This is a genomic window from Enterobacter cloacae complex sp. IR5450, assembly GCF_049238665.1.
GTDB classification, from domain to species: Bacteria; Pseudomonadota; Gammaproteobacteria; order Enterobacterales; family Enterobacteriaceae; genus Enterobacter; species Enterobacter hormaechei_C.
This window is the reverse complement of sequence record NZ_JBMKIC010000009.1, coordinates 1-12,083: the sequence shown is the minus strand read 5'-3', so window position 1 is coordinate 12,083 and position 12,083 is coordinate 1. Positions and strand designations below refer to the sequence as shown.

At 52.9% G+C, this 12,083-nt stretch carries 10 protein-coding genes; 7 read left to right on the top strand and 3 right to left on the bottom strand.

Annotation, left to right across the window (positions count from 1 at the left end; all coding sequences use genetic code 11):
• Together ACOTYB_RS09505 and ACOTYB_RS09500 are read left to right on the top strand one after the other, a co-directional pair.
• The gene (locus ACOTYB_RS09505) at positions 1-1,083 is read left to right on the top strand and encodes an ABC transporter ATP-binding protein (protein ID WP_409248833.1); all 1,083 of its coding nucleotides are present in this window, start codon (positions 1-3) and stop codon (positions 1,081-1,083) included.
• A 65-nt stretch (positions 1,084-1,148) separates the two neighbouring features.
• Positions 1,149-2,063, top strand: a complete 915-nt coding sequence (locus ACOTYB_RS09500) for an OmpG family monomeric porin (protein ID WP_220153096.1) — start codon at positions 1,149-1,151, stop codon at positions 2,061-2,063.
• Between the two features lie 33 nt (positions 2,064-2,096).
• Here the strand turns inward: ACOTYB_RS09500 and ACOTYB_RS09495 are convergent, their stop codons facing one another.
• The gene (locus tag ACOTYB_RS09495) at positions 2,097-3,107 is read right to left on the bottom strand and encodes a LacI family DNA-binding transcriptional regulator (protein ID WP_003856881.1); all 1,011 of its coding nucleotides are present in this window, start codon (positions 3,105-3,107) and stop codon (positions 2,097-2,099) included.
• Between the two features lie 155 nt (positions 3,108-3,262).
• Between ACOTYB_RS09495 and ACOTYB_RS09490 the strand changes: the two genes are divergently transcribed.
• The 3 genes from ACOTYB_RS09490 (at position 3,263) to tyrR (ending at position 7,362) form a co-directional block, all read left to right on the top strand.
• The gene (locus ACOTYB_RS09490; protein ID WP_409248832.1) at positions 3,263-4,660 is read left to right on the top strand and encodes a YcjX family protein; all 1,398 of its coding nucleotides are present in this window, start codon (positions 3,263-3,265) and stop codon (positions 4,658-4,660) included.
• Positions 4,657-5,709 (top strand): YcjF family protein, encoded by a 1,053-nt coding sequence (locus tag ACOTYB_RS09485; RefSeq protein WP_032609317.1) that lies wholly within the window; start codon positions 4,657-4,659, stop codon positions 5,707-5,709. Before ACOTYB_RS09490 ends, ACOTYB_RS09485 begins: the two co-directional genes overlap by 4 nt.
• A 111-nt stretch (positions 5,710-5,820) precedes the next feature.
• Positions 5,821-7,362 carry a transcriptional regulator TyrR gene (gene tyrR / locus ACOTYB_RS09480; RefSeq protein WP_003856887.1) on the top strand — a complete coding sequence of 514 codons (1,542 nt, stop codon included), beginning with the start codon at positions 5,821-5,823 and terminating at the stop codon, positions 7,360-7,362.
• Positions 7,363-7,396: 34 nt separating this feature from the next.
• Here the strand turns inward: tyrR and tpx are convergent, their stop codons facing one another.
• A complete protein-coding gene (gene tpx / locus ACOTYB_RS09475) occupies positions 7,397-7,903 on the bottom strand; it encodes a thiol peroxidase (RefSeq protein WP_003856889.1) in 507 nt (168 codons plus the stop codon).
• A gap of 106 nt (positions 7,904-8,009) precedes the next feature.
• Between tpx and ycjG the strand changes: the two genes are divergently transcribed.
• Positions 8,010-8,975 carry an L-Ala-D/L-Glu epimerase gene (gene ycjG / locus ACOTYB_RS09470; protein ID WP_058675165.1) on the top strand — a complete coding sequence of 322 codons (966 nt, stop codon included), beginning with the start codon at positions 8,010-8,012 and terminating at the stop codon, positions 8,973-8,975.
• On the opposite strand, the gene mpaA is transcribed toward ycjG, so the two are convergent.
• The gene (gene mpaA / locus ACOTYB_RS09465; protein WP_023314235.1) at positions 8,966-9,679 is read right to left on the bottom strand and encodes a murein tripeptide amidase MpaA; all 714 of its coding nucleotides are present in this window, start codon (positions 9,677-9,679) and stop codon (positions 8,966-8,968) included. The genes ycjG and mpaA overlap by 10 nt on opposite strands.
• A 183-nt stretch (positions 9,680-9,862) precedes the next feature.
• Here mpaA and ACOTYB_RS09460 point away from each other — a divergent pair, with 183 nt between their 5' ends.
• Positions 9,863-11,479: a peptide ABC transporter substrate-binding protein gene (locus tag ACOTYB_RS09460; protein ID WP_045343273.1), complete on the top strand. Its 1,617-nt coding sequence runs from the start codon at positions 9,863-9,865 to the stop codon at positions 11,477-11,479.
• The last annotated feature ends 604 nt before the right edge of the window (positions 11,480-12,083 follow it).

Here is a 12,083-nt window from a genome sequence, read left to right as displayed (position 1 = left end):
ATGGCTCAACTGTCTCTGAAACACATTCAGAAAATTTATGATAACCAGGTCCACGTGGTGAAGGATTTCAACCTCGAAATTGAAGACAAAGAATTTATCGTCTTCGTCGGTCCATCGGGTTGTGGGAAATCCACGACGCTGCGAATGATTGCCGGCCTCGAGGAGATCAGCGCGGGTGAACTGATTATTGACGGGGTTTGCATGAATGATGTTCCCGCCAAGTCCCGTGATATCGCGAAGGTCTTCCAGAACTATGCGCTCTATCCGCATATGACGGTCTACGACAACATGGCGTTTGGCCTGAAAATGCAAAAAATTGCGCCCTCCGTCATTGAAGAACGCGTTACCTGGGCGGCACAGATCCTGGGCTTGCGCGATTACCTCCAGCGTAAACCTGGCGCGTTGTCCGGCGGTCAGCGTCAGCGCGTGGCGTTAGGCAGGGCGATAGTGCGCGAAGCGGGGGTGTTCCTGATGGATGAGCCCTTATCCAACCTCGATGCCAAACTTCGTGTGCAGATGCGCGCTGAAATTAGCAAGCTGCATCAGAAGCTTAATACCACCATGATTTACGTGACGCACGATCAGACGGAAGCCATGACGATGGCGACCCGCATCGTGATTTTAAAGGACGGCATCATTCAGCAGGTGGGCGCGCCGAAGCAGGTCTACAACGAGCCGGCGAATATGTTCGTTGCAGGATTTATTGGCTCACCGGCGATGAACTTCATTCGTGGCGCAATCGACGACCGCTATTTTGTGACGGAAACGCTGCGTCTGGAGATCCCGGAGGACAAGCTGGCCGTACTGAATGCGCAAGGTTACCAGCGTAAAGCGGTTGTCTTTGGGATCCGTCCGGAAGATATTCTCACCGTACAGCAAAGCGGCGAAAACATCACGGCAAAGATCAGCGTTGCTGAGCTGACCGGGGCTGAATTTATGCTTTATGCCACCGTGGGTGGGCATGAACTGGTTGTCCGTGCGGGAGCGGCGGATGATTACGTTGCCGGAGATAATATCGGCATCCAGTTCGATATGAATAAGTGCCATTTCTTCGATGCTGATACTGAAACAGCTATTAGATAAGAAAGGTGTTCGCCGGAAATGAAAGTTTCCGGTTTTTTGTATGTTAATTATAAAGGAATATTTTAATGAGTACTCTACTAAGAAGTGCTGCGCTCGTCCTGTGCGCAGGGGTGAGCTGCGCGCAAGCAACTGAATCAGCCAAACAGTGGGAATTTAATATTGGCGCCATGTATGAAATTGAAAACGTCGAAGATCAGGCCGACGATAAAGATGGATTATATGAACCCTCCGTGTGGTTTAATGCCACTTGGGATGCATGGACCATTTCGCTGGCTATGTATCAGGAAGGGCCGGTTGATTACAGTAGCATGACGCGCGGCACCTATTTCGATCGTCCCGAAGTAGAATTACGCTATCGTATTATTGGTACCGATGATTTCACGCTGGGACTGACGGGTGGTTTCCGTAATTACAGCTATCATTTCAAAGATGAGGATGGCGCGAAAGCGGGCAGCGCAAATATGCAGCGCTATAAAATTCAACCGGACTGGGATGTAAAATTAACCGATGACTGGCGTTTTGGCGGATGGTTTGCCATGTACCAGTTTGCGAATGACCTGGCAAAAACCGGTTATTCTGACAGCCGTGTTGAAACGGAAACCGGTTTTACCTGGACAATTAACGAAACCGTCTCTGCAAAAGTTAATTACTATTTAGAGCGGGGTTTCAATATGGACAGTTCACGTAATAACGGTGAATTCTCCACTCAGGAAATCCGTGCGTATATGCCTGTTTCATTAGGACAGACAACCCTGACGCCGTATACTCGTCTTGGGCTTGACCGCTGGACAAACTGGGACTGGCAGGACGATCCGACACGTGAAGGGCATGATTTCAATCGTCTGGGATTGCTCTATGCTTATGACTTTGCGAATGGCCTTTCCATGACGCTGGAATATGCCTACGAATGGGAAAACCATGACGAAGGTAAAAACGATCGCTTCCACTATGCGGGGATCGGCGTGAATTACGCGTTCTGACAGGACGTTACCAGGGGCGTTTGCCCCTGGTTTTTAGCGTAATGAAGCCGCATCTGAAAAATGCGTTTCAACCAATACCTTATGCGGGGCAGGTTTACCCGCAATGCACCTGAACAACAAATCGCAGCTCTCTTCGCCCAGCTTTCTCGTGGGGATATCAAAACCGCCTGGTGCAGGGGTTAAAATGAGAGATAGCATCGGGTCGCTGTATCCTGCCATTGCGACCTGTTCCGGGATCGTCAGATTTAGCTCATCTGCGGCACGATAAAGACTTAGCAATTTCATGCTGTCCGTCGCAAAAACTGCATCAGGCGGGTTGTCTGATGAGAGTAGCTGACAGGCCGCCTGAAGCGCGCTTTCATGGGTATATCCGCCATCAATAACCCAGTCCGGATTAATCGCAATACCGTGCTTCTCAAGGCTCGATTTATAGCCCGCCAGGCGATCGATAGAAACGTGATAATCGAGCGGGGCATGCAGGCAGGCAATTTTAGTGCGACCATGTTTGATAAATGAGTCGGTTAATATGGCGCTGTCGTGGAAATTATCCGTGTCGACAGAATAGATATTCTGGTAATTGCCTTCCACTTTACCAATAACGACCACGGGCACACCGTATTCGTCCAGCGTCGCGAAAAAAGACTCGTTCGCCGGCGAGCTTAGCATGATGATCCCTTTGATCATCTTCTGCTTTATTTTACCCACGCATTTTTGCAGATCATCTTCGCTGCTTTTGGACGTTTGTAAAATAACATCAAAACCTTCTTCTTCTGCTTTTGCCGTTATGGCATGCAGTACATCAGAGAAAAACGGATTCCCTGCGGTGGTTTTGGTTGAACGGGTCGAAATAACCATAATGGCGTCGAAGCCAGAAGAGGTGAGTGCGCGGGCAAGTTTATTCGGTTGATAATTTAATTCTTCTATCGCCTTCAACACCTTTTCGCGCGCTTCAGGAGAAATATTCGTTTGTTTATTCAGAACGCGCGACACGGTTGATTTCGAAACGCCAGCAACGCGGGCAATATCATAGATGGTGGGTGACATACACCTTACTCACTCCAGACGGACAGCAATTGCGCCCATCTTACTGGAGAGAAAACGGCAATAGCAATAATTAAGAATTGATAATCAACGATCTGCCCCAATTTACTGTATTCTGAAGTGACTTTTTTCAGGGTTCCAGGCAATGAAGGACGGCGATGAAGCGACTTAAAAACGAATTCAATTCTCTGGTGAACCGTGGCGTTGATCGCCATTTGCGTCTTGCCGTGACGGGGCTGAGCCGCAGCGGTAAGACAGCATTCATTACGGCGATGGTCAATCAGCTGTTGAACCTGCATGCAGGGGTGCGCCTGCCACTGCTTAGCGCAGTGCGCGAGGAGCGGTTGCTGGGGGTGAAACGCGTACCGCAACGTGATTTTGGCATCCCCCGTTTCACCTATGATGAAGGTCTGGCGCAGTTATACGGGGAACCTCCCGCCTGGCCCACCCCGACGCGTGGCGTGAGCGAAATCCGTCTTGCGCTGCGTTTCCGCTCGAATGAATCCCTGATGCGTCACTTCAAAGAAACGTCCACGCTCTATCTCGAAATTGTGGATTATCCGGGAGAATGGCTGCTCGATTTACCGATGCTGGCGCAGGATTACCTGAACTGGTCCCGACAGATGACCGGTTTGTTGCAGGGGCAGCGGGCAGAGTGGTCGACCAAATGGCGCCAGCTTTGCGAAGGGCTGGACCCGCTGGCACCGGCGGATGAAAACCGTCTGGCCGTCATAGCCGAAGCCTGGACGGATTACCTGCATCAGTGCAAGCAGGAGGGGTTGCATTTCATTCAGCCGGGCCGCTTCGTTCTGCCGGGTGATTTAGCCGGTGCTCCCGCGCTACAGTTTTTCCCGTGGCCGGACGTTGACAGCATCGGCGAATCGAAACTGGCGCAGGCGGACAAGACCACCAACGCCGGTATGCTCCGCGAGCGATACAATTATTACTGTGAGAAGGTGGTTAAGGGTTTTTATAAAAATCACTTTTTACGCTTTGACCGCCAGATCGTGCTGGTGGACTGCCTGCAACCGCTCAACAGCGGGCCGCAGGCGTTCAATGATATGCGGCTGGCGCTGACGCAGCTGATGCAAAGCTTTCATTATGGCCAGCGTACGCTGTTTCGCCGTTTGTTCTCGCCGGTCATCGACAAGCTGCTGTTTGCCGCCACAAAAGCTGACCATGTGACGGTCGATCAGCACGCCAACTTGGTATCCCTGCTGCAACAGCTGGTGCAGGATGCCTGGCAGAATGCGGCCTTCGAAGGGATCAGCATGGACTGTCTGGGGCTGGCGTCCGTACAGGCTACGCAGAGTGGGTTGATTGACCTGAATGGCGAGAAAATTCCGGCCCTGCGGGGCAACCGTCTCAGCGACGGCGAACCGCTCACGGTCTATCCGGGGGAAGTTCCGGCGCGTCTGCCGGGCCAGGCTTTCTGGCAAAGCCAGGGTTTTCAGTTCGAAGCCTTCCGTCCGCAGAGCATGAACGTTGATCAGCGATTGCCGCATATCCGTCTGGATGCTGCGCTGGAGTTTTTAATTGGAGATAAATTGCGATGACGGAACCGTTAAAACCTCGCATTGATTTTACCGGCCAGCTTGAGCAGACGCCCCATGAGGCGTTTAAAACGGCGCAAACCTTCAGCGGCCCGCAGGCTGACAACTTTGCTCCCGTGCTGGCAGACGAGCCGATGGTTGAAGAGGGGCAGGCGGAAGCGGTGGTTGATGCGGCACTGCGCCCGAAACGCAGCCTGTGGCGTAAGATGGTGACCGCCGGGTTAGCCCTTTTTGGTGTGAGCGTAATCGGCCAGGGCGTGCAGTGGGGCGTCAATGCCTGGCAAACGCAGGACTGGGTGGCGCTGGGGGGATGCGCCGCCGGGGCGTTGATTGTTGGTGCGGGCGTTGGCTCAGTCGTCAGCGAGTGGCGTCGCCTCTGGCGTTTGCGTCAGCGTGCCCACGAACGCGATGAAGCGCGGGATCTGCTGCACAGTCACGGCACAGGAAAAGGGCGTGCTTTTTGTGAAAAGCTTGCGGCTCAGGCCGGGATAGATCACTCTCACCCGGCGCTTCAGCGCTGGTATGCGGCGATCCACGAAACCCAGAATGACCAGGAAGTGGTCACGCTCTATGCGCACATTGTTCAACCGGTACTGGATGCGCAGGCTCGTCGTGAGATCAGCCGTTCGGCGGCGGAATCTACCCTGATGATCGCCGTCAGTCCGCTGGCAATGGTGGACATGGCCTTTATCGCCTGGCGCAACCTGCGTCTGATCAACCGCATCGCCAGGCTGTACGGCATTGAGCTTGGCTATTACAGCCGACTGCGCCTGTTCAAACTGGTGTTGCTGAATATCGCCTTCGCCGGGGCAAGCGAACTGGTACGGGAGGTCGGGATGGACTGGATGTCGCAGGATCTTGCGGCGCGTCTCTCTGCCCGGGCGGCGCAGGGGATTGGTGCCGGTCTGCTGACGGCACGCCTGGGTATCAAAGCGATGGAGGTTTGTCGTCCACTCCCCTGGATCGATGGCGATAAGCCGCGGCTGGGGGATTTCCGTCGCGAATTGATTGGCCAGCTTAAAGAGACGCTCAATAAAAAACCTGCTCAGTGAGGTTTTGTTTACTAATCGTGCGGGCTGTCAATATTTGTTGACAGCCACCTTCCCGAGCACCGTGATCTGACATATCATTTTACTGTTATTGGCTTAAACGGTGAATTTCCCATGCGTCTGGAAGTCTTTTGTGAGGACCGTCTCGGTCTGACCCGCGAGTTACTCGATCTTCTTGTTTTACGTAGCATTGATTTACGTGGCATAGAGATCGACCCTGTCGGGCGAATTTACCTCAATTTTGCCGAAATTGAATTTAATACCTTCAGTAGCCTGATGGCGGAAATCCGCCGTATCGCTGGCGTTACGGATGTACGCACCATCCCCTGGATGCCGTCCGAGCGGGAACATCTTGCGCTGAGCGCGCTGCTGGAAGCAATGCCGGAGCCGTTTCTCTCTCTCGATCTGAAAAATAAAGTCGAGCGCGTTAACCAGGCCAGCTGCCAGCTGTTTGCGCAGACTCAGGAAAAACTTATCGGGCACCACGCCACGCAACTGATCACCGGTTTTAATTTCCAGCGCTGGCTGGACAGCAACCCGCAAAATACCCATAGCGAGCATGTCGTCATCAACGGACAGAATTTCCTGATGGAGATCACGCCGGTCTACCTGAAAGGGGAAAATGCCGCGCGGGTGCTGACCGGCGCAGTGATCATGCTGCGCTCCACGGTGCGAATGGGGCGTCAGTTACAGAACCTTTCCAGCCAGGACGTCGGCGCATTCAGCCAGATTATTGCGGTGAGCCCGAAGATGCGTCATGTGATCGACCAGGCGCGCAAGCTGGCAAATCTTACGGCGCCGCTGCTGATTACCGGGGATACCGGTACGGGGAAAGATCTGCTGGCGCATGCTGTGCACATGGCCAGCCCGCGTGCGGCAAAACCGTATCTGGCGCTGAACTGCGCCTCTATTCCTGAAGATGCCGTTGAAAGTGAGCTGTTCGGGCATGCGCCGGAAGGTAAAAAAGGCTTCTTTGAACAGGCGAATGGCGGCTCGGTGCTGCTGGACGAGATTGGCGAAATGTCGCCACGCATGCAGGCGAAACTGCTGCGTTTCCTCAATGACGGCACGTTCCGCCGCGTGGGGGAAGATCATGAAGTTCACGTGGACGTGCGCGTCATCTGCGCCACCCAGAAAAACCTGGTGGAGCTGGTGCAGAAAGGGGTATTCCGCGAAGATCTCTACTATCGTCTCAACGTTCTGACGCTCAATATTCCGCCGCTGCGCGATTGCCCACAGGACATCATGCCGTTGACAGAACTGTTCGTGGCCCGTTTTGCCGATGAGCAGGGCGTGCCGCGTCCGAAGCTCTCTGCCGACCTGGGCACCGTGCTGACGCGTTACGGCTGGCCGGGCAATATTCGTCAGCTTAAAAATGCGGTCTATCGCGCATTAACTCAGCTTGAAGGGTATGAACTGCGCCCTCAGGATATTCTGTTGCCGGATTACGATGCCGGGACGGTCTCGGTAGGCGAAGAGGCAATGGAAGGCTCGCTGGATGACATCACCAGCCGTTTCGAGCGTTCGGTGTTAACGCAGCTATATCGCAGCTATCCGAGCACGCGCAAGCTGGCTAAACGTCTTGGGGTGTCACATACCGCGATTGCGAATAAGTTGCGCGAGTATGGGTTAAATCAGAAGAAGGGTGACGAATAAATAAAAAAGCCTCTTTGCAGAGGCTTTTTTACGTTTAGGCTTTAAGCGCCTCAAGTGCAGCGGTGTAATCCGGTTCGGTAGTGATTTCGTTGACCAGCTCACTGAAAACAACGTTGTCGTTTTCGTCGATCACCAGCACCGCTCGAGCAGCCAGACCCTTCAGCGCGCCTTCGGAAATGGCAACACCGTATTTCTCCAGGAAATCCGGGCTGCGCAGAGTGGATAGGGTGATGACGTTGCTCAGGCCTTCAGCGCCGCAGAAGCGGGACTGGGCAAACGGCAGATCAGCAGAAATGCACAGCACTACGGTGTTGTCCATTTCGGTCGCCAGCTGGTTGAATTTACGCACTGATGCAGCGCAAACGCCAGTATCGATGCTTGGGAAAATGTTCAGGACTTTACGTTTGCCAGCAAACTGGCTCAGCGTGACGTCAGACAGATCTTTAGCCACCAGAGTAAAAGGCTGTGCTTTGCTGCCAGACTGTGGGATGGAACCTGCAACAGCAACCGGGTTGCCCTGGAAATGAACGAGTTGTGACATAGGTATCTTCCTGTTTACAAATAGTTAACGTCGTGGCTAGTGTATGTCATCCGCAGTTAGCACGGCAAACCAATTTTCTGCCTTTCCGGCCTGCAAGGAGTCAGTGATGAGAAGCGTTAAGGTCTATGAAGAAGCCTGGCCATTGCACACCCCGTTTGTGATCTCGCGCGGCAGCCGTAATGAGGCCTGCGTGGTCGTGGTTGAATGTGAAGAGGACGGCGTAAAAGGCGTCGGGGAATGTACCCCTTATCCTCGCTACGGAGAAAGCCTGGCGTCAGTCATGGCGCAAATTATGACGGTAGTGCCCGAGTTGCAGGCGGGCCTGACGCGTGAGGCTCTTCAGCTTCGGTTGCCGGCCGGCGCGGCACGCAACGCGATTGACTGCGCACTCTGGAGTCTGGAAGCGGCGAAACAACAAAAACCGCTGCCTGCGCTGCTGGACGTTACGCTGCCGCAATCGATCGTCACCGCGCAAACGGTGGTCATCGGTGAACCAGAGCAAATGGCCGCCAGCGCTCAGGCGTTGTATGCCACCGGTGCAACCTTATTAAAGGTGAAGCTCGACGATCGTCTGATTAGCGAACGCATGGTCGCCATTCGTGCGGCGGTGCCTGATGCCACTCTTATCGTCGATGCGAACGAATCATGGCACAGCGAAGGGCTGGCAGCCCGTTGTCAGCTGCTTGCCGATCTGGGCGTCGCCATGCTGGAGCAACCCCTCCCGGCAGGAGACGATGCCGCGCTGGCGAATTTTATTCATCCGCTTCCCGTCTGTGCAGATGAAAGCTGTCATACCCGTGCGAGCCTGTCAGCTCTCAAGGGACGCTACGAAATGGTGAACATTAAGCTGGATAAAACAGGTGGATTAACCGAGGCCCTGGCACTGGCACAAGATGCGCAGGCGCAAGGCTTTGCTCTGATGCTGGGCTGTATGTTGTGCACGTCCAGAGCGATCGGCGCTGCGCTCCCGCTGGTGAACAGCGTGCGTTTTGCCGATCTTGACGGCCCAACCTGGCTGGCGGTTGACGTCTCACCCGCGCTGAATTTTACTTCCGGCGTGCTTCATCTTTGAGGCTGCCAGCGCAGGAGATCTGTCATCGCCCGCAGGTATTTTTCGCTCGCTTCATCCGAGGAGATGGGCGGAAACTCTGCGGTGATACAGTGAAGGCTGAGATCTGCGCACCAGCTGCCAAACGACCCGGGTGTTTCATAGCCAACGCTGCTCACCAGAGGTAGAGCAAACGCATCCGCCAGCCACTGCCCGAGCGCCGTATGACGAGGATCTTCAATACAGGCGAGGGGATCGTGGAAAGAGACAACCCAGGCCGGGTGGATCTTATGAATAAGCTGGCATAGCGCCTGAGTCTCCGGTTCGGAACCGGGTTTGTCTCCCGTGAGCAGGACCACATCTCGCTCCTGCGCCGAACTGTTCCAGCGATACACCGTTTCACCGGCGCGCCAGTTTGCCGCCGGGAAGTTCCTGTTCAGGTCAACGCCTCGTGCATTCGCCCGCAATCCAAGCTGACAACCGTCCGGGTTGACGGTCAAAATCACATGATGACGTCGTAAATCGGGGGCCAGCGTACGTAGCGCGCACGAGAGTGTCACGACAGACGAGTTTTCATCGCCATGCGTGCCTGCAATGATTAAGCCGCTATTGCGATCGGCCTCGGGGGCCGGAAACCAGATCAGCGGCGCGCCTAAAAATGAGCGTCCATAATGTTCAGTTCCGGGCGGGAAGGCGCCGCGTTCCGTTCTTGGTCGGGTAGTTGCCATAGTAAACCCTGATGATAAAGTCACTTCTGGCAGTGTTGTGCAAAAGCCGCGCTTAATCAAATAGTTTCCGTGTGTGTGGAAAATTGCCTGACATCAACTTTCCAGAGGAAGCATTTGCATTTCTCCGTTTCGAAACAAATAATTACGCATCTGCCTGTTACCTGACATCATTAAGGGGATCGTATGAAGCATCCTGTTTCGCTTCTTTGTACTGCGCTGTGGCTGTGCGGGCTTTCTTCACTTTCATATGCCGCGGAGGTTCCCGAAGGAACGGTTCTGGCGCAAAAGCAGGAGCTGGTTCGACATATCAAAGATGAGCCCGCTTCGCTCGATCCGGCAAAAGCGGTGGGATTGCCCGAGATACAGGTGATTCGCGACCTCTATGAAGGGCTGGTAAATCAGAACGAAAAAGGGGAGTTAGTTCCCGGCGTGGCGACGCGCTGGCAGAGCAATGACAACCGCGTCTGGACGTTCACGCTGCGGGATAACGCTAAGTGGTCTGACGGTACCCCAGTGACGGCACAAGATTTTGTCTATAGCTGGCGTCGTCTGGTTGATCCTAAAACAACGTCACCTTTCGCCTGGTTTGCGGCGCTGGCGGGCATTAACAATGCCCAGTCCATCATCGACGGCAAAGCTGCTCCGGATACGCTCGGCGTGACGGCGGTCGATGCTAAAACTCTGCGCGTGCAGCTGGACAAACCGCTACCCTGGTTCAGTAATCTGACGGCTAACTTCGCGTTTTATCCTGTTCAAAAGGCCAATGTGGAGAGCGGTAAGGAATGGACGCGCCCTGGCGCGCTCATTGGCAACGGTGCTTATGTGCTGAAAGATCGCGTGGTGAATGAAAAACTGGTGGTTGAGCCGAATTCACATTACTGGGATAACGCCAGGACGGTGCTTAAAAAAGTCACCTTTGTGCCAATCAACCAGGAGTCCTCAGCGACCAAACGCTATCTGGCGGGCGATATCGATATTACAGAATCGTTTCCGAAAAACATGTACCAGAAGCTGCTTAAAGATATTCCGGGACAGGTATATACACCGCCACAGCTTGGGACCTATTACTACGCGTTTAATACGCAAAAAGGCCCAACCGCGGATGCACGCGTACGTCTCGCGCTCAGCATGACTATCGACAGACGTATTATGGCGGAAAAAGTCCTGGGGACCGGCGAGAAACCGGCCTGGCATTTTACTCCCGATGTCACTGCGGGTTTTACGCCGGAAACCTCGCCATTTGAGCAGATGTCACAGCAGGAGCTGAATGCGCAAGCGAAAACGTTGTTGCAGGCGGCAGGCTATGGCCCCCAGCGTCCGCTAAAATTAACGCTGCTGTATAACACGTCTGAAAACCACCAGAAAATCGCGATTGCCGTTGCATCCATGTGGAAGAAAAATCTGGGTGTTGACGTTAAGTTGCAGAATCAGGAGTGGAAAACCTACATCGACAGCCGCAATACCGGGAATTTTGACGTCATCCGTGCATCGTGGGTAGGGGACTACAATGAGCCGTCTACATTCCTGTCGCTGCTGACCTCCTCCCACAGCGGGAATATCTCACGATTCAACGATCCTGCTTACGATAAGATTATTCATCAGGCGACGCTCGAAACTACTGAAAAAGCGCGTAATGCCGACTACAACATGGCCGAGAAGATCCTCACCGAGAAAGCACCAATTGCCCCTATTTATCAGTACACCAATGGCCGTCTCATCAAGCCATGGGTTAAAGGTTATCCGATAAATAACCCAGAGGATGTTGCGTACAGCCGTACAATGTATATTGAAAAGCATTAAAAAGAGGTCAGGGCGCTACGTGATTATGGTAAACATCCATTAACCGCATAAGCGCCCGCTCTCAGGGGGCATGATTTTACAGCCTGGTTAATACCGTATATCCCCTTCATATCAGCCCATCACTCATTGTCATGATGAATATCTTCAGAGAGATTCTTTCTCCCGTTTATCGAAAAACGCGTAGTCATTTATTCGCCATTCCTGTAGCAGTATAGTCATTACTGTTTTAAAGATTGAATTTGTCCGATACAGGATTTTTTCATATTCAGGCCATTTATTGAATTAAAGCCATATTTCTCTGCGCTGTTACGGGGTGTGTTAATAAATGCATTGATGTAAATCAATTATTCAACCTCATGGGACAATAAGTTCAATATTTCCAATCAAAGCAGTCATTTCTGCCAAATTAATGTGAATAAATAGTTAATTTTTACTGTGTATCATGTATCTATGGCATTTATGAGTACACTAATTTAGTGGAATATTCTTAAGAAAAGTCTAATTGTAGATCTTTGATCTGGAAATTTGATTTCAAATGGACATTTGCTCTAATATGGCTTTGTAAAGAAACGTCACTCACTTAACATTTATTTCTTTTAAAGAA

Bases quoted from the DNA above. Each gene is read 5' to 3' on its own strand.
- ycjG (WP_058675165.1), top strand. From the start codon at position 8,010: ATGAGAAGCGTTAAGGTCTATGAAGAAGCCTGGCCATTGCACACCCCG.
- ACOTYB_RS09505 (WP_409248833.1), top strand. From the start codon at position 1: ATGGCTCAACTGTCTCTGAAACACATTCAGAAAATTTATGATAACCAG.
- ACOTYB_RS09500 (WP_220153096.1), top strand. From the start codon at position 1,149: ATGAGTACTCTACTAAGAAGTGCTGCGCTCGTCCTGTGCGCAGGGGTG.
- ACOTYB_RS09495 (WP_003856881.1), bottom strand. From the start codon at position 3,107: ATGTCACCCACCATCTATGATATTGCCCGCGTTGCTGGCGTTTCGAAA.
- tpx (WP_003856889.1), bottom strand. From the start codon at position 7,903: ATGTCACAACTCGTTCATTTCCAGGGCAACCCGGTTGCTGTTGCAGGT.
- tyrR (WP_003856887.1), top strand. From the start codon at position 5,821: ATGCGTCTGGAAGTCTTTTGTGAGGACCGTCTCGGTCTGACCCGCGAG.
- ACOTYB_RS09485 (WP_032609317.1), top strand. From the start codon at position 4,657: ATGACGGAACCGTTAAAACCTCGCATTGATTTTACCGGCCAGCTTGAG.
- ACOTYB_RS09490 (WP_409248832.1), top strand. From the start codon at position 3,263: ATGAAGCGACTTAAAAACGAATTCAATTCTCTGGTGAACCGTGGCGTT.
- ACOTYB_RS09460 (WP_045343273.1), top strand. From the start codon at position 9,863: ATGAAGCATCCTGTTTCGCTTCTTTGTACTGCGCTGTGGCTGTGCGGG.
- mpaA (WP_023314235.1), bottom strand. From the start codon at position 9,679: ATGGCAACTACCCGACCAAGAACGGAACGCGGCGCCTTCCCGCCCGGA.